General features: G+C 38.5%; 22 protein-coding genes and 1 pseudogene. 22 read left to right on the top strand and 1 reads right to left on the bottom strand.

The window, feature by feature from the left end:
- Positions 1-10 precede the first annotated feature (10 nt).
- The 20 genes and pseudogenes from ACSVDJ_RS11970 to ACSVDJ_RS11875 all read left to right on the top strand — a co-directional run.
- The gene (locus ACSVDJ_RS11970; RefSeq protein WP_439168953.1) at positions 11-1,240 is read left to right on the top strand and encodes a phage portal protein; all 1,230 of its coding nucleotides are present in this window, start codon (positions 11-13) and stop codon (positions 1,238-1,240) included.
- Entirely contained in the window at positions 1,197-1,781 is a 585-nt protein-coding gene (locus tag ACSVDJ_RS11965; protein WP_439168952.1) for an HK97 family phage prohead protease, read from the top strand. Before ACSVDJ_RS11970 ends, ACSVDJ_RS11965 begins: the two co-directional genes overlap by 44 nt.
- A 15-nt stretch (positions 1,782-1,796) precedes the next feature.
- Positions 1,797-3,017 (top strand): phage major capsid protein, encoded by a 1,221-nt coding sequence (locus tag ACSVDJ_RS11960; protein WP_439168951.1) that lies wholly within the window; start codon positions 1,797-1,799, stop codon positions 3,015-3,017.
- 13 nt (positions 3,018-3,030) lie between these two features.
- Entirely contained in the window at positions 3,031-3,192 is a 162-nt protein-coding gene (locus ACSVDJ_RS11955) for a hypothetical protein (RefSeq protein ID WP_439168950.1), read from the top strand.
- Between the two features lie 2 nt (positions 3,193-3,194).
- Positions 3,195-3,479 carry a head-tail connector protein gene (locus ACSVDJ_RS11950; protein ID WP_439169110.1) on the top strand — a complete coding sequence of 95 codons (285 nt, stop codon included), beginning with the start codon at positions 3,195-3,197 and terminating at the stop codon, positions 3,477-3,479.
- Complete coding sequence (locus tag ACSVDJ_RS11945; RefSeq protein ID WP_439168949.1) at positions 3,463-3,774, top strand: phage head closure protein; 312 nt, start codon at positions 3,463-3,465, stop codon at positions 3,772-3,774. Before ACSVDJ_RS11950 ends, ACSVDJ_RS11945 begins: the two co-directional genes overlap by 17 nt.
- Positions 3,774-4,130, top strand: a complete 357-nt coding sequence (locus ACSVDJ_RS11940; protein WP_439168948.1) for an HK97-gp10 family putative phage morphogenesis protein — start codon at positions 3,774-3,776, stop codon at positions 4,128-4,130. Before ACSVDJ_RS11945 ends, ACSVDJ_RS11940 begins: the two co-directional genes overlap by 1 nt.
- Positions 4,127-4,453: a tail completion protein gp17 gene (gp17, locus tag ACSVDJ_RS11935; protein WP_439168947.1), complete on the top strand. Its 327-nt coding sequence runs from the start codon at positions 4,127-4,129 to the stop codon at positions 4,451-4,453. The genes ACSVDJ_RS11940 and gp17 overlap by 4 nt, the downstream gene beginning before the upstream one ends.
- Before the next feature lie 38 nt (positions 4,454-4,491).
- Positions 4,492-5,334, top strand: coding sequence for a major tail protein (locus ACSVDJ_RS11930; protein WP_439168946.1), 843 nt, complete (start codon positions 4,492-4,494; stop codon positions 5,332-5,334).
- A 66-nt stretch (positions 5,335-5,400) separates the two neighbouring features.
- The gene (gpG, locus tag ACSVDJ_RS11925) at positions 5,401-5,703 is read left to right on the top strand and encodes a phage tail assembly chaperone G (RefSeq protein ID WP_439168945.1); all 303 of its coding nucleotides are present in this window, start codon (positions 5,401-5,403) and stop codon (positions 5,701-5,703) included.
- A 47-nt stretch (positions 5,704-5,750) separates the two neighbouring features.
- Positions 5,751-5,888: a hypothetical protein gene (locus ACSVDJ_RS11920; RefSeq protein WP_518618913.1), complete on the top strand. Its 138-nt coding sequence runs from the start codon at positions 5,751-5,753 to the stop codon at positions 5,886-5,888.
- 18 nt (positions 5,889-5,906) lie between these two features.
- Positions 5,907-11,684, top strand: coding sequence for a phage tail tape measure protein (locus ACSVDJ_RS11915; RefSeq protein ID WP_439168944.1), 5,778 nt, complete (start codon positions 5,907-5,909; stop codon positions 11,682-11,684).
- 13 nt (positions 11,685-11,697) lie between these two features.
- Complete coding sequence (locus ACSVDJ_RS11910) at positions 11,698-12,507, top strand: phage tail family protein (protein ID WP_439168943.1); 810 nt, start codon at positions 11,698-11,700, stop codon at positions 12,505-12,507.
- A 14-nt stretch (positions 12,508-12,521) separates the two neighbouring features.
- A complete protein-coding gene (locus ACSVDJ_RS11905) occupies positions 12,522-14,321 on the top strand; it encodes a coiled-coil domain-containing protein (protein WP_439168942.1) in 1,800 nt (599 codons plus the stop codon).
- 16 nt (positions 14,322-14,337) lie between these two features.
- On the top strand, positions 14,338-14,622 hold the full coding sequence (locus ACSVDJ_RS11900) for a hypothetical protein (protein ID WP_439168940.1): 285 nt from the start codon (positions 14,338-14,340) through the stop codon (positions 14,620-14,622).
- 36 nt (positions 14,623-14,658) lie between these two features.
- Positions 14,659-14,799, top strand: a complete 141-nt coding sequence (locus ACSVDJ_RS11895; RefSeq protein WP_439168939.1) for a hypothetical protein — start codon at positions 14,659-14,661, stop codon at positions 14,797-14,799.
- A gap of 35 nt (positions 14,800-14,834) precedes the next feature.
- Positions 14,835-16,493: a phage tail protein gene (locus ACSVDJ_RS11890; RefSeq protein ID WP_439168938.1), complete on the top strand. Its 1,659-nt coding sequence runs from the start codon at positions 14,835-14,837 to the stop codon at positions 16,491-16,493.
- A gap of 15 nt (positions 16,494-16,508) precedes the next feature.
- On the top strand, positions 16,509-16,691 hold the full coding sequence (locus ACSVDJ_RS11885; RefSeq protein WP_439168937.1) for a hypothetical protein: 183 nt from the start codon (positions 16,509-16,511) through the stop codon (positions 16,689-16,691).
- Positions 16,692-16,758: 67 nt separating this feature from the next.
- A complete protein-coding gene (locus ACSVDJ_RS11880; RefSeq protein WP_439168936.1) occupies positions 16,759-17,226 on the top strand; it encodes a phage holin family protein in 468 nt (155 codons plus the stop codon).
- Positions 17,226-17,703, top strand: a pseudogene (locus ACSVDJ_RS11875) (peptidoglycan recognition protein family protein); the annotation flags it as partial. The gene ACSVDJ_RS11880 and the pseudogene ACSVDJ_RS11875, both read left to right, overlap by 1 nt.
- A gap of 282 nt (positions 17,704-17,985) precedes the next feature.
- On the opposite strand, the gene ACSVDJ_RS11870 reads toward ACSVDJ_RS11875, so the two are convergent.
- Positions 17,986-18,597, bottom strand: coding sequence for a hypothetical protein (locus ACSVDJ_RS11870; RefSeq protein WP_439168935.1), 612 nt, complete (start codon positions 18,595-18,597; stop codon positions 17,986-17,988).
- 398 nt (positions 18,598-18,995) lie between these two features.
- On the opposite strand from ACSVDJ_RS11870, the gene hemW reads away from it, so the two are divergent.
- Both hemW and hrcA read left to right on the top strand, forming a co-directional pair.
- Positions 18,996-20,138 (top strand): radical SAM family heme chaperone HemW, encoded by a 1,143-nt coding sequence (hemW, locus tag ACSVDJ_RS11865; protein ID WP_439168934.1) that lies wholly within the window; start codon positions 18,996-18,998, stop codon positions 20,136-20,138.
- Positions 20,139-20,243: 105 nt separating this feature from the next.
- On the top strand, positions 20,244-21,272 hold the full coding sequence (gene hrcA, locus ACSVDJ_RS11860) for a heat-inducible transcriptional repressor HrcA (RefSeq protein WP_439169109.1): 1,029 nt from the start codon (positions 20,244-20,246) through the stop codon (positions 21,270-21,272).
- Positions 21,273-21,281: the final 9 nt, after the last annotated feature.

The raw sequence follows: 21,281 nt of genomic DNA, 5'->3' as shown, positions 1-21,281 counted from the left end.
AGGTGAGAGCTTGGGGCTGTTTGAAAAAATGTTCGGTAAAAAAGAGAAAGAAGTCGTTACAACTAGATATGGAATGATAAATGATGACGGTGGTGGCTTTTATTCATGGGACGGTAATTTGTATAAATCAGATGTGATCCGTTCTTGTATTCGTCCGAAAACAAAAGCGGTTGGTAAGTTAATTGCTAAACATATTAGAGCCAATTCATCTGAATTTAAAGTGAATCCAGATCCTTATCTACGCTTCATTTTAGAGGAACCGAATCCTTTGATGACCGGGCAAGTAATGCAAGAGAAATTAACGAATCAACTAGAATTAAATAACAATGCTTTTGCTTATATTAAACGCGATGATCTAGGATATGTAGCAGAAATTTATCCGATTCCGTGTTTCTCAGTAGAAGTTGTGGAAAACAATCAAGGAGATATTTTTCTACGATTTTATTTTAAGAATGGAAAAAGAATGACTATTCCTTATATAGATGTTATTCACCTTCGCAAAGACTTTAATGATGATGACTTTTTTGGAGAGCATCCAGGGCAAGCTTTAGCTCCTCTCATGGAGGTTGTAAATACCACAGATCAGGGGATTGTCAAAGCAATTAAAAATAGTGCGATCATCAAATGGATTTTAAAATTTAAATCTGTATTGAAACAAGAAGATGTGGATATGCAAGTTAGCACTTTTGTTAAAAATTATCTAAGTATTGATAATGCTAATGGAGGAGCAGCGGCTACTGATCCACGCTATGAATTAGAACAAGTGAAGAATGATGCCTTTGTTCCTGATTCAAAGCAGATGCAAGAAACAACACAAAGGATTTATAACTTCTTTAACACGAATGAGAAAATCATTCAAAGTAAATACACAGAGGATGAATGGAATGCTTATTATGAATCTGAAATAGAGCCGTTGGCCATGCAGCTTGCTGGAGAATATACCAGGAAGCTTTTTACTCGTCGCGAAAGAGGTTTTGGCAACAAGATTATCTTTGAAGCTAGCAGTCTTCAATATGCTTCGATGTCCACTAAGATGTCATTACTTCAAATGGTTGATCGTGGAGCGATGACTCCTAACGAGTGGCGTTATATTTTATCTCTTGGTCCAATCGAAAATGGCGACAAACCAGTTCGTCGCCTAGATACAGCTGAGGTGGACAAAGGTAACGTTGTAAAAGGTGAAGGGGGTGATAAAGGTGAACAAGACGGAGACGAGGGAACTAGTGACACAAACGATTGAGATTAGGGAAGATGACAATGGAACGCGTACTCTCACAGGGTATGCGGTCAAATGGGAAAAGAAATCTGTTGTCATGGGCTACTATCGTAAATTTCGTGAACAATTTAGGCAAGGAGCCTTTACTGAATCATTACAAAAAGATGATCAGCGTTTCTTGTGGTCTCACGATACTTCAAAAGTATTGGGGAGAACAAAAAATAATACTCTACGTTTAGTTGAAGACTCAATTGGCTTGCGTTTTGAATTAGATTTACCTAAGACAACTCTTGGAAATGACACCTATGAATCTATTAAGCGTGGTGATGTGGATGGGGTTAGTTTTGGTTTTAATATGATTGCTCAAGACATTGAAGAGCCTGACGATGATTTAATGCTTCGTACTGTTACAAAAGCAAAATTGTTAGAAGTTAGTGCTGTTGCTTTTCCTGCTTATCCAGATAGCGAAGTGAGTGCTAGAGGGTATGATCCTTACAAAGATTATGCAGAAGAACAAGAGCGGAACAATTTAAGAAAAAAGCTCATTTTGAAAACTTTTTTATAAAGGAGAATATAATTTATGAAAACATTTAAGAGAAAACAAAACTTATTAACAGTGGGAAATCTTCAACATTTTAGTCGGAAAACATTAAAGGAAATTCAAGAACGCAAAGCTGAAATTCGCTCTTTGTTAGAGAGTGATGATCAAGTTGATTTAGCTACATTAGAAACTGAATTGCGTGATCTTGATCAACAACAAAAAGATATTGAAACACGTCAAAGATTGTTAAAAGAAGCTGAAGAAATTAACAATGATGATGCTCCAGAAACACGTACCATCAAAACTTTTAACACTGACCAAGGAGAGCAACGAGAAGAAAAAGAAATCGAAAAACGTGGTCAGGACTTAAAAGAAAATCGCTCTATTACTGTTGCTAGTGGAGATCTAGTTTTACCGAAGCATACAGCAAGTGATATCAAAGGCACATTTAATCAAGTATCTAGCCTAATTGATCGCGTATCTCATGTTCCTTTAAACGGTGGAGAAAGTTATGAGAGAGCATACGAAATTAGTCATGGTGAAGGTGGATATACTCAAGAAGGAGCAGATTACCAAGATGCTGATGTGCAATTTGGGTATGCAACAATTAATAAAACGAAAATCACAGCGTACAGCGAAGAATCAGAAGAAGTTCAAAAGCTTCCTAACGCTAACTATAGTAGCATCATTGTGGGTGGAGTAAATAAGGCTCTTCGTAAAAAGATTACTAGAGAAATTCTAATTGGTGATGGCGCAGCTGGTCATCTAGTTGGGATCTTTTCTACACAAGCAACTGCAATTCAAGCTTCTACCGATTTAGGTGTTTCAAAAATTGATGCTGATACATTAGACAATATTATTTTCTCATATGGCGGAGATGAAGACGTTGAGGACGTAGCAGTGTTGATTCTTAATAAAAATGATTTAAAGGCTTTTGCTATGTTACGTGATGCTGATGGTAAAAAACAATATGAAGTTAAATCCAACGGAAATACAGGAACGATTGATGGTGTGCCATATATTATTAATAGTGCTTGTAAATCTGTCTCTGATCCAGCAACTACAGACGGATCTTATTTGATGGCATATGGTCCATTATCTAACTATGAACTAACTACTTTTTCGCCAACAGATATTCGTCGTTCTGATGATTTTAAATTCAAGCAAGGTATGATTGCTCATCGTGGATCTGTATTTGTAGGTGGTAACGTTGCTGCACATAACGGTTTCTTACGTGTGAAGAAAGTTCCAGCGGTTTAAGGAGGTATGATTCATGAAAAAGTGTTTGGTGCTAAACGATTTCGTGGATAAAAATACAAATGAGTATCATCGGAAAGAGTCTTTTTATTACAGTAAAGATTCCAAAAGAATCATAGCCCTAGAAAAAGGCGGTTTTATAAAATATGAGATCGAAGAAGAGAAAGATGGTGAATAACCATAATGCTTACTTCAGTCAAAAAATCATTGCGCGTGTCTCATGTTGAATTAGATGACGAAATTACAGACTTAATCGAAGCAGCCCGACATGATTTGATGTTGTCGGGTATTTCGTCTGAAAAAGCTAATAATGATACAGATCCGTTGATTAAACGAGCAATTGTAACCTATTGCAAAGCTAACTTTGGATATGATAATCCAGAGGCAGATCGTTTCGGTGATTCATATAAAATGCTCAAACAACATTTGAGTTTAGCAGGTGATTATCGTGAGCCGGTGGGCTGATGTTATAAAGTTTATTACTGTTGGCCAAACACAGGATGAGGATGGTTTTCCTATTCAAGGAGAAGTTATAGGACCAGCCATTTTTGCAAATAGAAAGTCGGTTCGAAGTTCTGAACATTACCAAGCAGCTCAGAATGGTATTAAGTTAGAAGCGGTTTTTGAAGTGCGTGTGTCCGATTATACCGACGAACAAGTTTTGATCTGGAACCAAAAAAAGTACAAGATTGAACGAACGTATGAAAAGACGGACATCATTGAATTGGTGTGCCGTCTTTTTGATGGGGCGGTGGTATAGTGTTACAACTTGATGGCATGGAAGCTCTATTAAGACAACTGAATAATGTTGCGGACTCAGAATCAGTAAAAGAGCAGGCTCTTGATAAGGGAGCAGAGCATATAAGGCAAAAGATTGCTGAAAATACCAAACGATCTGACAGGGGTCGCGGGGAGCACGCAGCGGATAATGTAGTTGTTCAAAGAGTTGGTGATACTCGGCTGATCGGTTATGCTCCAGATCATTTTTACATGATGTTCAAGGAGTTAGGAACAAGTAAAATGTCAGCAGAACCTGTTGTTGCTCCTACGTTTGAGCGTGAAATCGAAACAGCTAAACAAATTATGGCTACCGAAATTCGGCGGGCATTAAGATGAATAAATTAGTTTTAGATGCGCTTAAAGATATAGGAGCGCCAGTTGCTTTTCAGGAATATACAGGTCCAGCGGTTCCGGTATATGTGACGTTCTTTTTCTACAATGAAATGGGTACCGAGTTCGTTGAGGATGAAGAAGCGGCTACTAGCTATAGTTTACAAGTCGATGTGTGGTCAAATGGAAACTATAAATCGGTAGTAAAATCGGTTAAAGATTCATTAAAATCAGTAGGTTTTATGAGGGTTTTTGCTACTGATCTATATGAAAAGGACACAAAAATTTATCACAAGGTTTTAAGGTTCCGTTGCACAGAAATTGTGTAGCAGTTTTTAAATTATAATAAAAAGGGAGAATGATATAAATGGCAGTATCAATTGGTTTAAAAAATGTTCACGTTGCTAAGTTGCTTAAAGATGAAAAAGGGATGCCCACTACTTATGAAGCACCTGAATATTTAGCTCCTGCATTATCAGTTCAAGTATCTCCAAATAGTTCAAGTGCTGTTCTGCATGCAGACGATGGCCCAAGCGAAACAGGGACAACAATTTCAGGAATTGAATTAAGTATTAACATTAAAGATTTAACGTCTGAGCAGCAATCTCTTTTGCTTGGAAATAAAATCGATGCAAACGGTGCGGTCATCTCTAAAACAACTGATGAATCTCCTTATGTTGCGATCGGATATGAGGTTACTCGAAATGATGGTAAATCTCATTATGTATGGCTATATAAAGGGATGTTCCGCGAAAATGAAGCTACGCACAATACAAAAGGCGAATCAATCGAGTTCCAAACGCCAACACTCACAGCAAATTTCATTAAGCGCGACTTTGATGATGCTTGGAAGTACACTCTACGTAGTAACGAAGCGAAAGCGAATCCGTTTGTTGTTGAAAACTTCTTCAAACTAGTTTGGTCTAAATCAGATATTAAGACAACAGAGCTTCCAGCACCACCAGTTGCTCCTACTAATCTAACTGGAACGCCATCAACTGACAACGTATCACTTGCATGGGATGCTGTTACGGGAGCATCATCTTATGCGGTATATCGTGATGGTGAAAAAGTTGGTAGTCCCTCAGCTAATTTATTTGATGACACAGGCTTAACTGCAAGTACATCATATGAATACCAGGTAGCAGCAGTAAATAGTCACGGAGAGGGAAATAAGTCACCAGCGACAACAATTACTACAACAGCATAATTCACATGAAGCGGGTTCCTTATGGTGACCCGCCTTTTCAATTTAATTTATATTGGAGGAATTACAATGAATTTAACGCTTAATTTAAAAGGTAAAGAAATGATTTTTTCAACACCAAAGTTTGTATCTGGATTGGTTTATCGTAAAATTTTAAAGTTACAAGCTGATGGCCGTTTCCCTACTTCTGATCCAACGGATATCGATGAAATTATTTCATTAATGTGTGATACGTATGAAAATAAATTTACTATTGATGAATTTTGGGAAGGCACACATGCTCCGAAAGTTAATGAAACGATCTGGAATTTCATTCAGTTTATTAATGGTACTAAAGATGATGAAGATAACACGCAAGAAAAGGGAAAGTAACAACGCCGAAAGAGGCGTATGAACAAATAAAAAAATTATATAAAAAAATGATGAAAGAAGGGATGTCCATGACAGAGATCGACGCTATGGACATTCACTTCTTTTTTGAATTAATAAAAATGGAAGATCCTTCGTCGAATGATGTACGTCCAGCAACAGATGAAGAAATCGATGCATTGTTTTAATTAAGGTGGTGAAGTAAAATGGCGGAAAATAACGGAGTGGAAGTCGGTGCTTTACGTGTATCTCTTGGCTTAGAATCAGCTTCTTTTACGCAGTCGATGCAAGATATTACACGTAAGATCAAAGGGCTAAACAGCGAATTTAATGCAGCAGCGGCTGGGAATAAAGAATTTGAGCAAACGTTAGATGGTATGCGTGCTAAAAGCAGACAACTAACAGGCACTTATCAGTTGCAACAGCAACGAGTCCAGCAACTTCGAGAAGAATACGAGCGATCGGTTCGAGAGAAAGGTAAAGATGCAAAAGCTACTGAAAATTTATTGATTAGATACAATAATGCGCTTGCTGCTGTGAATCGAACGTCAAGAGCATTAGAAGAAGTGAACGACAATATTGATGATGCAACAAATAAATGGAAACAGCTCGGTAATAGTGTGCGTGAAACTGGCGAGAAGATGAAAAGTGCCGGCGAAGGAATGGCGAATGTAGGCTCTAGCATGACCGCATCGATAACTGCACCACTAACGGCTTTTGGTCTTGGGGCCATGAAAGTAGCATCTGATGTTGAAGATTCTGGAGCTAGGTTACGTACTCAATTAGGGTTGACAGAAGAAAAGGCAGAAAGTCTAAATAAAACGGCACAAAATGTATGGAAACAAGGCTTCGGAGAAAGTATGGCCGAAGTATCTGACGCAGTAGCAAAAGTTTATCAAACAATGGGTAATTTACCTGAAAAAGAACTGGAGAAAATTACAGCTTCAGCTTTTAGTCTAGCGAAAGCTTTTGATGCAGATGTAAACGAAACAACAAGAGCAGCAGGACAGTTAATGCAACAATTTGGTATTGACTCGACAAAAGCTATGGACATGATCACCGTGGCTTTCCAACGTGGTGGTAACTATTCAGATGAATTACTAGATAGTATCTCTGAATACTCGACTCAATTTGCCAATATGGGATTCAGTGCTGAACAAATGATGGGCATGTTTGCTAGTGGAGCGGAAAGTGGCATTTTCTCGATCGATAAGTTAGCTGACACTGTAAAAGAGTCCTTTTTACAGATTACTGATGGTGCAGATAACACTCGTTCAGCTCTCGGTGAATTGGGGCTAGATTACAAACAAATCGAATCTGATATGGCCGCAGGTGGTGATAAAGCGAATGCCGCGTTCGGTGTAATCATGACGGCGATCGCTGGTGTAACTGATGAAGCGAAAAGAAATGCTCTTGCCATCGAGTTAATGGGTACACCAATTGAGGATTTAGGCCCTCAATATCAAGCATTCTTTGCTGATGTCGGCGAAGGTATGACAGGATTTGAAGGGGCAGCAGCTAAAGCTTCAAAGACGATTCAAGATTCATTCGGTGAAAGAACGAAGAAGTTATGGCGTGAAACGCAAGAAGCTTTAGTTCCTGTTGGGGAAGTACTTGTCGGAATTGGTGAAGACATTCTCCCGAAAGTTAGTAAATCACTTGAGACTGTAACTAATTGGTTTGAAAAACTTTCCCCTGAAGGTCAAAAAATAGCTGTTGGTTTCGGCATAGCTGCAGCAGCGGCAGGACCATTGATTGCTGGCATCGGTTTTATCGCTGGTGGAATTGGAAGCTTAGTTGGAGTAATTGGTCCAGCGGTCGCTGGATTAGGTGGTATGGCTGGAATAACAGCAGGTTTAGGAACTGCATTTACAGTATTAACTGGACCTGTCGGTTTAACTGTTGCTGCTTTAGCGGCGCTTGGGTTTGCTTCATATAAAGTAGCAGAAGAATTAAAGAAACCTGCGCTAGAATCAGAAGTGTTTTCGGAAAAAGTGTCTGAGTCAACTCAAAAGGTTGTAGGATCATATTTAAAAATGGATGAAGAAGCTACTTTAGTGCTTAACCAAATGGCTTGGTCTCAGCAAGAAGTTACATCAAATATGGTTGATTCTCTTGTTTCTAAATATGATGAAATGGGCGAACGTATATTAACTTCAATGCAAGAAAAACAAAATAAGCAACTGGAACAGACACAACAGTTCTTCGCACACTCTAATGCGCTTTCGGATGAAGAAGAAGTGAAAGCAGTTGAGAGATTGCAAAAAAATAATGAAAATCATCAGACTAAAATTATTGAAGGACAAGAGCGTATCAAAGCGATTTTGACACAGGCTAAAGAAGAGAAACGAGCAATTTCCGAAACGGAACGAACAGAGATTGCTAGTATTCAAGATCAAATGCGTGTGTCTGCTGTCCAAACACTTAGTAAAGGTGAAGTTGAACAGAAAGCGATCTTGGCACGTTTAAAAACAGAGTCATCAAAAATTACAGCTGAACAAGCAGCACAAGTAGTCGCCAATTCAGTTAAACAAAAAGATGAGACAGTTAAACAAGCTAATGATCAATATAAAAAAACAGTTGCAAATATCATTAGGATGCGTGATGAAACAGGAGTTATTTCAGCGGATCAAGCAAAAAAATTAATTTCTGAAGCGGAAAAACAACGTGATGGCGCTGTTTCAAATGCCGAAGATATGCATAAGAAGGTCGTAAAAGAAGCAAAAGCACAAGCTGGCGAACATGCTAAAGAAGTAGAATGGGAAACCGGACAGGTAAAATCAAAGTGGCAAGTAATGAAAGATGATGTTTCAAAAAAATCGAAAGAAATAAAAGACGCAGTAATTAAAAGCGCAAAAGATCAATATAAAGATTTCACAAAGTGGGTTGGCGATACAGTCGATGCGGGATTGAAGAAGTGGGAAAACTTTAAAGGTGGTTTAAAAGATATTTGGGACGGCGTAATCAAGGACATGAAGAAGCTGAAGAAAGACATGATCGGATACGCTGAAAAAATCATAAATGGTCCTATCCACGGTTTGAATACAGTAATGGGTGCTTTAGGTATCGAAAAGAAGATAAAAAAATGGGTGCCTCAGTATGCTAAAGGTACAGAAGGTCATCCGGGCGGTTTGGCTGTGGTTAATGATGGAGTTGGTCCACATTATAAAGAATTAATCCAAATGCCTTCAGGGAAAGTAGGGATGTTTGAAGGTAGAAACGTATTGGCTAATCTTCCACGCGGAACAAAAGTATTAAGTGGTGATAAAACAAACAAAGTCATGAAATCAAAAGGTGTTCCGCATTATAAAGATGGTGTGGGAGCTATGGATTGGTTATCTATGCTTGGCGATCCTATGGGGATGTTGAAAAAAGCATCCGGTAATTTTATGGATAAACTGCCGAAATTAGGCGGCGGACCACTTGAAATAGGGGTAGCAGTTGGAAAGAAAGCAATGTCTAACACAGCCGATTACTTGCAAGAACAAATTACAAAGTTCTTCACTTTCGATATAGGATCAGGTTTCTCATTTCCCGCACCGTTCCGTCGCACATCTGGGTTTGGTCGTCGTTTTCATCCAATCGACAAAGTGTGGAAGGGACATGGTGGGGTGGACTGGGCGGCTCCCCAAGGCACGCCGATTCCATCTCAAACTGGCGGTAAAGTAATATTTTCCGGTGTGCGCGGAGGATATGGTAATGCAGTCATTGTCGATGGTGGTGGCGGCATGACATACCTATACGGACATAACAGCAAGAATCTTGTTAAGGCCGGCGATACAGTCAAGAAGGGGCAAATTTTAGGTCTAGTCGGATCAACAGGGAAAAGCACTGGGCCACATGTGCACTTTGAGGTTCGGCAGAATGGCAAGGCTATTGACCCTGATACGCTTGGTGGAGGAGATTTCGGAAACTTCAAAGGTAGTGGAGCGAACATGGCTCGCGCTGCTATTACTCAGGCGTTAAAGATGCTTAATAAGCCGATGTCGTTACTTAAACCTTTGATGACAATTGCGCAAAAGGAGTCAGGGTTTAACCCAAATGCTGTGAACAATTGGGACATTAACGCTCGTCGCGGTGATCCGAGCGTTGGTATGTTCCAAATTATTAATTCTACATTCCAACGTTGGAAATACCCTGGAATGAACGATCGTAGGAACCCACTCCATTCGGCATTGGCAGCCATCAGGTATATGGATGGGAGGTATGGTGGCGTCCACAATCACCCTGGTATTAAGTCTATGATGAAGGGTGGCGGATACAAGCCGTATAAAAATGGAACAAACTTTCATCCTGGTGGTTTAGCCATGGTTAACGACGGAAATGGACCTGAATTGATTCAATTTCCTAGTGGTTCTTTCGGGATGTTCAAGGGAAAAAATGTCCTTGCTGACCTTCCACGCGGGACAAAGGTTCTGCAACATGAGAAAACAAAAGAGGTAATAAAGGCAGGCTTACTAAACGATGTCCCTCGTTATAAAGATGGAACAGGTGACTTAATCTATCAAGTTAAAAAAGGGGATACACTTACTGCTATAGCGAAGAAGTTAAATACGACTGTTGATCAACTGGTGAAGTTAAATAAAATTCAAAATAAGAATTTAATTCGTGTTGGGCAAAAAATCACATATGGAACCAAAACAATTGGTACAGGTCAAAATAGCAATAGTGGAATCAGCAAACCACAAAAAGATGACCGTTCACAAGTTGCAAAAGATATTGCATATTTGAGTAAGAAATATAAAGATTCTAGCGAGGAACGATTTAGGCAAATAGATGCATATGTAGCGAGGAAAAAAGAGGCAGGCAAGCTGTCTTTGTACGATGAAATTCAAGTGTATAGAGAATCTCTTCGTTACTACAAGAAGAACTCACAAGAGTGGTTTGCAGCTGAACAAAAATTAAATCAAACGAAAGTACAAATGCATAATGAACTGAAGTCTCTTAAAGATGATTACCTTGCTAAAGTAAAAGAAGTAAATAAACGTGTGATCGATGAAGAAAAACGTTTAAACGATGGATATAATCAAGCATTAGAAAATCGTACAAATACAATAAAAAGTTTTTCCGGATTGTTCAACAAGGTTGAAAAGCCTGAAGATAAAATGGACCCACAAGAGCTTATCGATAATCTTCACAGTCAAGTTTATGCTTTGAATAATTGGAGAACGAATCTCGATCATCTAGCAAGTCGTGGGATCGATAAGGCTCTACTGGAAGAGTTGCAGGAAATGGGCCCTCAGGCATTAGCAGAGATCAAAGCGCTAAATGATATGACGGATACGCAGCTCTCTCAATTTGAAGGTTTGTGGAAGGACAAGACAGAAGCGGCTCGTTTACAAGCGACAAAAGAATTAACTGGCATGAAACAGGAGACATTGAAACAAATCGAGCAGCTGCATCGTGACGCGGAAAAAGAATTGGATGAACTAAATAAGACGTTCACACAGAAGGTAACTGAACTTAGAACTGGTGCAATCAATGAGTTTGAACCGTTTGGTGCTCAGTTGAAGGACATTGGAACAAATGCAATTAAGGGGCTCATGGATGGAATGAGTAGTATGACTGGCCCTCTTTCTAAAAAAATGAAAGAGATTTCTGATTTGATGATTCAAGAAATGAAAAAATCTCTTGAAATCAAATCGCCGGCACGTAGACCTAAAAAGGAAGTAACGAAGTATTTCGGTTTAGGCCTTATCGGTGGATTAGATGAAATCAAGTCCCCTCTCATTTCAAAAATGAAAGAAATAAGTAATCTATTTACAGAGGTAGTTCCAGTTCCAGAAATTCCAGAATCGGTGTTTGCAACGTCTTCTGGATATGGTCGTAATAATTATGATTATTTTTCGCCAGTCGAGATTAACGTGAACTTGAATTACAACGGTACTGGAAGTGAAGAAGATGCTATGCACATGGCCGATATTGTGGACACTGAACTTAATTGGCGTGCTAAAAACAAAATGATCACAAGAGGGATCAGATGAAGGAGGTGAGGCATTGTATCTGTTTATTAAAAATGAAATGATCGATATTAAAGATTATGGTTTGCGATGTCTTAAATACTTTGTTCCACCTCCTGCATCTGATGATGTAACGGAACAGATCGATGGCATGGATGGCAGACTGTTTATTGAGTCATTTTATTCAGATCGTACCATTCGCGTCGAGCTTGCTTTAAAAGGAAAATCCATTGAGGATATGAGAAAACTAAAAACGAAATTCAACCGACTCTTCGCGCAAAAAGAAGAGTTTTTTGTTGTATTTAAAGCAGAGCCACACCGTCGATACAGAGTTAAACTGGCGAATGTTCCTGATTGGGAAGCAGCAAGCCAACGTCTTGCATCAACAACGGTTGAATTTAAGATGTATGGTATCTATGCAGAATCTCCTGGTACTACTTTAAAGATGCCACCGTTTTATCATTACTACCAAGTTGGAGATGGGAAAATTGATGAAGGTGATCCAGTCGTACAGTATATTCACAGCACTAACAACTTTGCGGTTTTTAATGATTCCGATGTTCCTATTGATCCACGCAATAAAGAAATAGTCATTGAACTAAAAGGGATGCTTGTTAATCCATCGATCATAAACTCGACAACTGGTGACGAATGGAGTTGGACTGGATCTGCAGCTAAAGATGACGTGATTAAGTTGGATGGCATTCGGTCTCTTAAAAATGGCCAATCAATTTTTAAAGATACAAACAAAAAACTCATTAGCTTGGTCCCAGGATGGAACTACTTCGAGATATCAGGAGCGACTGATTTTACGATAAGCTTCGACTTCCGTTTTTATTATATTTAAGAGAGGTGAGACGATTGCAATTAACAAACACACAAACGATCATCATCGATTTTAGACACAATACAACGGTGCCATTGCCGCACTATACACAATATGATTCTAATATTTTAAAGTTTATTGTAAAAGACAATGGTGCTGATGCTGACTTGTCTAATGTGGATAAGATCGTTGTAAGCACTAAACGTCCAGACGGCATAATTACACAGCGACTATTGCAAGCAGACGGCAATATTATTACTTACAACATCGGAAATGAAGAGCAGCGTGTTGTAGGTTATGCTGAAATCACACTACAGTTCTTCAATATGGAGAACTTGTTATCTAGTAGACGATTGAAGGTTTACTTTGGTGAATCGTTAGGTGCCGAATTTAAAGACGGCGCTGGCTATCCTATTTTACAAGAACTCTTTATCGAAGTTGGCGAAGTAGTAAACACAGTAACGGATGCTGGAAACTATGCTCTTGAAAAAGCAAATGAAACAAATGAAGCTATTTTACAAGTGAATCAAACAAATGAAGATGTTACTTTAGCTGAAAGTGAACGTGTCATAAATGAACAGGCGCGCCAAACAGCAGAAGTAGAACGTGAACAAGCTGAATTAGATCGGCAAGAAACGGAAGCGGAACGAGTTTCAAGTGAAATGGATCGAGATAATAATGAACAGGCACGTCAGGTTGCTGAAACGGAACGAGAATCCGTAGAAATCGAACGAACAAATGCAGAATTGGCGAGGAAACAAGCTGAGACGACACGTGTACAAGCTGAACAGCAACGTCAAACAGACACAACAGAGGCAATCGCAAACGCTAACAATGCTACTCAAGCTGCACAGGAAATTGCTGATAATACCGCTCATCTTGGCGAATACGATCCAGAGCGTCAGTATGAACAAAATAACCTTGTCAGTTCGAACGGATCATCTTACATGGCTATTCAAGCTTCCCTCGGTATCGCTCCACCAAGCACAGATTACTGGAAACTTGCAGCACAACGAGGGGTGGACGGTACTGGAGCTGTTTCAACAGTAAATAATATTTCTCCGGATGAAAACGGAAATGTTATTTTAACATCTCAAAACATTGGAGCTGAGACACCAGCAGGAGCACAAAAGAAAGCTAATACTGCTGAACAAAATGCAATTAATTATGTAAATGAACAAGCTGAATATTTAGTTGAAGATTTAAATAATGTTCGGGAAGAACTTACGATGCATCAGGCGGATGGTGCGGCACATGGTATTGGAGACAAAACAACGCTGCTAACAACTGATAAATCAACAATTGTAGCGGCAGTAAATGAACTTTTTACAAATGCCAATAACTTAAAAATTGATTGGGCTGAAGTTATTGGCAACCCTTTATTAGCAACCGATACCTCAGTCCAATTAAAGAGTAAGACTCAAGTTATAAAAAATAATTTAGCTACAAATTTAAATAATAAAGGCGTATCTGCGAACGGAACAGAAGCTTTAAAATCACTAGCGGATAAAGTAAACATGATCAACATGTCACAGCGCACGAATGGTAGCGGAGTTAATGTTCGACCAGGGTATAATCAAGACTATCCTCAAGTCACTATAAATATTGGATTTGAGCCAGATATACTACATGTAAAAGCAACATACAACAATGTTATTGGTTATTCGACTTATATCTTAGGCGATAATAATTCATATTATAGTAGAACTTCCGAGGGGGGAGGTCATTCCGAAATAATTAGTATAAATGGAGAAACAGCAACTTTAGAAATATATCAACGTCATACGTCTGCGGTGGTTTCTGTTCCCTTTGAATGGATCGCCATTAAACTTTGATAAGGAGAGAATAGTTATGGAGACTTTAGTTGTATACGATGAAAGTGGTTATATTTTATCAATTAAAAGTGGAACATCTATGCTTAGAGAACCAATCGGTGTACCTTACTTGTGGGTTGATGTCCCAAAAAATAAGAGAATTAAAATAGTTGATGGTGTCGGAGTAGACGTGTCTACAACTCCGCACCAAGCGATTTTAGAGGATATACCGCCAACTGAAACACAATTATTACAACAACAAGTAAATGAACAAAAACAAGCAATAGCTGAATTAACACTTATGTTAGCAACTTCTAACTAAGTGTTTTTTAATATAAAAATTTAGGAGGAATGTAAAATGGTATTCACGAAAGATAGTGGGCTAGTAAAAGTTTGGGTAAGTTTAGTGTTTGTGGGCGTATATAAAGTTGAGCAAGTTCCAGCTCTTTTTAATTTAAGACAAGTGGTCACAGATGTAGTTAACGGAGTGACCGAGTAGGACGATAATGCGACATAATAAAGAGAGGTGATAATTTGCTCTCAATAACCGATTTAACTGGAAGCAGCGAACCACTTACGAACATACAAAACTGTGAAATCGAAGAAGAAGTGAACGGGGGATTTACGCTCTCGCTCACTTCTTTTGCCTTAAATAACCCTGGCTATGATCTACTGCAGGAAGAAACGTACATTGATGTAGATGGTCATGAATTTCGTGTGAAAAATATCGGACGCGTTCGAACTGGCAAACCGGTTCGAGGGCAGCATATTTTCTTTGATTTGATCCGTCATAATGTGGAAGGTATTCATGGCGGTACTAGGACGGCAGAAGAGCAAGCAGCGTTTATCCTTAATGGATCAGGATGGACATGGGAAGTGCAAGGCGATATTCCTCCACAATTGTTTCTTGATGCTTTTGGTAATAATAATGCAGTTGCTCTGATTCGCACCATGTGCGAGACGTTAAAATGCGAAGTTCAGATCATGCCTAACAAACACTTAATTTTTGCAAAAGAAATTGGCAAAGATGAAGATCACCAGTTTAGATACAAGCACAATATTAAGAGTTTGAAAGAAGAAATTGATACAACGGACTTGTATACGTGTATAAAAGGCTACGGCTCACAAGGACTCGAAGTTGTATATAAGGCTCCTAGCGCTCAGAAATATGGTGACATTTATGCCGATCCAATCTATGATGACAATTTCACAGTTGCAGCGGATTTAATTGAACATATAAAGCAGCAGTTAGGTGATCGTGCCGTCCCAAGGATTTCTATTGATGTGGAAGTAAGTGAAATGAACGCAAATGGATACAAGGGTAAAGCTGGATTAGGTGATCGTGTTTGGTTAATACACGAAGAGATGGACATGGAATTTCAGACACGAGTCATGAAACGAAAATACAATCCACTTAAAAAAGGCCGCGAGATCGTCACGCTATCCAATGTTAAACCGACTTTTAGCGATGTTTTAGTCGAAACGAAAGTAGAACTCGACAAAAATAAGAAGGAGTATCGATCAAAAATAGAACAGGTCAATGATCGAATTACTCTTCAAGTTGAGCGACTGGACGGTGAAATATTAGATGCTTATTCACGTATACAGCTAGAAGCAGAACGCGTAACAATAGAAGTGGCTAGATTAGATGGTGAGTTAGTAGCGGCGAATAGTCGTATCACTCAAACGGCTGAATCGATCAGGTTGGACATAAACAGAATTGACGATGACATGAATACGCTTGAAACACAAGTACAATTCAATGCTGGAGAAATCAGTAGTAAAGTCAGTCAAACGGATTATAACGGAAACGAAATGATTTCCCGCATCAACCAGACCGCGACAACCATAACGATGAATGCTAGTAAAATAGATTTAATAGGGATTGTGAGAGTAAATGATTCATTAGAATTAGGTTACAGTGGTAATGGTCAAACAAAAGCAATAAAGTTTAACGGTCATGATGCTTGGATTTATTCTGAGGGGGATTTCGGTCTAACTCTAGATGCTTCTTATCTATATTTTTTAGGACACACTGCGGATTTTTCAAATGTTAACAACATCATTTGGGGTAGTCATAGACCTGTTATAGACAGATTTAATCAAGACTTAGAATTATATATTGATAATGCTACTGGTAGATTAGTTGTTTATAAAAACGGATCAAACATCGGTAGTGTAGAACTTTCATAAAAAGGAGAGATACACATGAACATTCAAATTTTTTTAAATGATGGATCGACAATGAAAGCATTTGTTAAAGACTACAACGCTGGAGAGTTTGCTGTAAAAATGAACGATCATCGTATCCTAATGGTTGCGATCGGAGACGTGATTTTAAATAAAAATATGATTAAATTGATTACTCCGGTACAAAACGCTGCTGAATAGTAGGCGTTATTTTTTATGTCTGACGGGCTCCGGCTCGTCTTTTTAATTTGAGATATGAGGTGAAAGAATGGATCAAGTACAACGAATTTATGCGGCAATTATGGGAGCTTTATTCACTCCACTTTTTGAAAATTTATATGGTGAGGGTGAAACAGTTAAAACGATTATGCTTGCTGTTGCCTTTTTCATTATGATGGACTGGCTAAGCGGAATTAGAGCTGCTAAAAAAGATAATACTTATGCTTCAAAGTACGGATTAGACGGTGTCTTTCGTACTTTTTTTATTGCCTTGCTACCAGCCGGCGGTCATTTACTAGACATGGCATTATCATTGCCTAGCATCCTATTTGGTTTATTAAGTTTTGGAGTTTTATATCATGTACTCCAGTCGATGACGGCAAATGCAATCAGAGCAGGTTGGTGTGATTGGGTTCCAATCGCCGCATTAGAAAAAATTACGGAATGGGTTGGGTCAGAACTAGACGCTAAAGCTAGCAGATCCGAAAAGAGAAAAAATGAAAGGGGAGTTCAGTAATGGTCCAATTAAAACAAAACTTAGTGTCAGCTTCTAAACATAAATTAAAATGTCCTAATTCAATGAAGCCAAGAACAATTACGATCCATAATACTTGGAACGATGCGTCGGCCGAAAATGAAGTGAAATATATGATCGGAAACAACAGTGCTACAAGCTTTCACATCGCTGTGGATGATAAATGGGCAATCCAGGGTATTCCTCTTAATCGTAATGCTTGGGCTGCAGGTGACGGAAATGGACCAGGTAATCGGTCATCCATTCACATTGAGATTTGTTATTCAAAGTCAGGTGGAGAACGATATAAAAAAGCTGAGGAAAATGCTGTTCAACTTGTGGCCCAAATGCTCAAAGAGCGTGGGTGGGGCGTCGATCAGGTACGTTACCATCGGGATTGGTCTGGAAAGAAGTGTCCACACCGCATCTTGGATGAAGGTCGTGATCAATCATTTAAGAATCGAATTGAGACTGTTTTAAAAGGGGCTTCTGCCGCTAATAAACAAGAAAAAACAAAGGAGGAATCTAAATTGTATCAACCATCAAATAGTGCAATTAAAAATTCAACGGCTGTTGTACTACGTCGATTAGAGGAAAAAGATCCAAACGGAATTTCTAAAGTTCATCGTGAAAACCTAGAAAAAGGAACTCTTACAGATTCAGACGCTATCGGCATGATTTATGTAGCGATTGAACGTGGATTAATTCAAGGTAACAAGTAACAGCAAAGCCCCTATCCGATTGGATAGGGGCTCTTTCTTATCAATCAGTAACAATTTGCTCGACTTTATCCGCACCAGTCATAGCGAGCCCTTTTTGAGTATAGGCTGATCTAGCAGACATCATATTTTCATCATTAGCTGCATGGATATTAATCCAGATAGCATCATATCCATCATTTTTATATTTATCAATTATATATTTGGCAACATCTTCTGCTGAAAAAGTATAAACATATTCTTTTGTATCTGGTAACTTTACTTGTATGTATTTTGCATTTTGTTTTTGGTTATCGTTGTCTTCTGTTACTTCATAGTCTATATCATGTAAAAGTTTACGATCATCTTCACTCTCTTCTTTTAAAAGGCCAGTCTCTGTTAGAGTATCAACTGAATCATTTTTAAATAAAATAGAGACACTTGCATCTTTATCAATACCATCTTCAGCTGAATAAGTATATTCAATCAAATTATCATCAATCTTATTTTCTTTATTAGCAGCTCCGCCAACAATTTCTTCCACTTCTTCATAGGTCATTCCAGTTTTTATTTTCTTATATTCTTCTTTAGATACTTTTGCGATTTCTTTTTCAGTAGATCCGCAACCACTTAATGTAATAGTTGATAAAAGCATAAACGATAGAATTTTTCTCATTATTAATCCACCTTTCCCTTTTTACCTATATTCTACCTTTATGATAGAAGAGGATCCAATAGAAAAATAACAGATTTTTAAATAATAAAAAAAGACGAGAGGCTCTCGTCAAAATACAGATGGTTTTATCCACCGATCATCCACCATTATCTATTATTTTTATAAGTTTTTGAAAAATACGGTTAGATACATTTAGATATTTAAGTTCTAATAAAAGCTTAATGTGATAATGATTGTAGGATTAATAATAATAAGATAGAATACAAAATGATACGTCTATTCTACAAGAAGCGTTTATGGCTGTCTTGAAAATAGATGATTCGAATAAATAATTTTAACGGGAAAGGGAAGGCGTGATAGCTGACCCTTTTTCTCGTTCTATTTAGAGGAGTTTTATTATGATTCGTTCCGCTTATATCCATATCCCTTTTTGTCATCAAATTTGTCATTATTGCGATTTTAATAAAGTCTTTATGAAAAATCAGCCGGTAGAAGAGTATTTAGCTGCGCTTGCCATTGAAATGAAATTGATGCAGGAACAACATCCGACCGCTTATTTAGATACGATTTTTGTTGGTGGTGGTACTCCAACGGCTTTAAGTGTTGAACAGCTGGACACTTTTTGTCGTTCGATTCGAGAAATTCTCCCATTTACAGATGGAGAGTTCACCTTTGAAGCGAATCCTGGAGATTTAACAGAAGATAAATTAAAAGTGTTAAAAGAGTATGGAGTCAATCGTTTAAGTGTCGGTGTTCAGTCCTTCGATGACGAATTGTTAGCTTCTATCGGGCGCACGCATAAAAGCCGCGATGTATTTACGACGATTGAACATGCCCAAGCCATTGGATTTGAAAATATTAGCATCGATTTAATTTATGCTTTACCTAATCAAACACTAGAAAATTTTCGTGACACATTACAAACCGCGTTAAGTTTAGGTCTTCCGCATTATTCGGGCTATTCGCTCATTATTGAACCGAAGACGGTCTTTTATAATTTAATGAGAAAAGATCGCTTGCCGCTTCCGAAAGTGGAAACAGAGGCGGCGATGTACCGAGAGTTGATGGCACAAATGTCTATGCATGGACTGACGCAGTATGAAATTAGTAACTTTGCTAAGCCTGGATTTGAAAGTCGTCATAATCTCGTATATTGGAACAATGAACAATATTACGGCTTCGGAGCTGGGGCGCATGGGTATGTAAATGGCATAAGAACAGCCAATCATGGTCCGTTGAAAAAATATATCGAGCCGTTAATGGGCAGGCAGCTTCCACTTTTATCATCTCATCAAGTGTCGAAAAATGAACAGATGGAAGAGGAAATGTTTCTTGGACTTCGCAAAATGGCAGGGGTATCTGTTCCACGTTTTTATCAAAAATATCAATGTTCCCCGCTTGAGCTATTCGAACAACCGCTTGCAGACATGACAACGAGAGGACTTCTAACGATTGAAAACAATGAAACGATTCGCTTGACTGATGAAGGGAAACTATTTGGTAACGAAGTATTTCAGTCCTTTTTATTATCGATTGAATGATCAAAAATAGCATGAGCATGTCCGTTGACAATAAGCATTGATTTTGATAATTTATTTATAGATTTAGCACTCATAAAGATAGAGTGCTAACAGAGGTGATGAATGTTGTTAACAGATCGTCAGCTTTTCATTTTACAAGTAATCATTGATGACTTTATTCAATCTGCACAACCGGTCGGTTCGCGGAGCTTAGTGGAAAAAGAAAAAGTCGCTTACAGCTCAGCGACGATTCGCAATGAAATGGCTGAACTGGAGGAGCTTGGTTATTTAGAAAAAACTCACACCTCTTCAGGTAGAGTGCCTTCAGAAAAAGGATATCGTTATTATGTCGATCATCTGTTGCATCCTGAGCAGCTCAATCGAAACGAAGTGCAGACCATTCACTCCATCTTTTCTGAACGCATGTATGAGTTAGAAAAAGTGGTGCAAAAGTCAGCAAAAATTTTATCAGAATTAACGAATTACACAGCGATCGTATTAGGACCTGAAATTAAGGATAATAAAGTAAAGAGGCTACAAATTGTTCCTCTAAGCAAAGATACAGCGATTGCTATTATCGTGACAGATACGGGTCATGTGGAGAACCGAACGTTCACACTGCCTCAAAGTGTCGACGCTTCCGATATCGAAAAAATGGTAAATATTTTGAATGAACGACTCGTCGGCGTTCCGCTTTCTAATCTGCATGATAAGCTGTATAAAGAAATTGTTGTTCTTATGCGTCAACATATCCATAATTACGAATCAATGTTAACACTGTTTGCTGATGCTGTTGATGTGCCAGCAACAGAAAAGTTGTTTTTCGGTGGAAAAACGAATATGCTCAATCAGCCTGAGTTCCATGATATTGCGAAAATTCGTCAAGTGATGAATATGATTGATCAGGAAGAAGGCATCTATAAATTAATTAGCGGCATTCCAACAGGTATTCAAGTCAAGATCGGCAAAGAAAATAATAATGAAGCGATGGAGCATTGCAGCTTAATTACCGCTTCCTACTCAGTTGGAGAAGAGCAAGTGGGAACGATCGCGATCCTTGGGCCGACGCGAATGGAATACTCGCGAGTGATCAGCCTCGTCGATTTTTTAAGTCATGATATGACAAAAGCGTTAACGAGGCTATATGAAAGCTAGGTGTAGTAA

Source organism: Bacillus sp. Hm123 (assembly GCF_051842975.2).
GTDB lineage: Bacteria > Bacillota > Bacilli > Bacillales > Domibacillaceae > Bacillus_CE.
The sequence above is the reverse complement of the archived record's forward strand: the minus strand, read 5'-3'. Positions and strand labels throughout refer to the sequence as shown.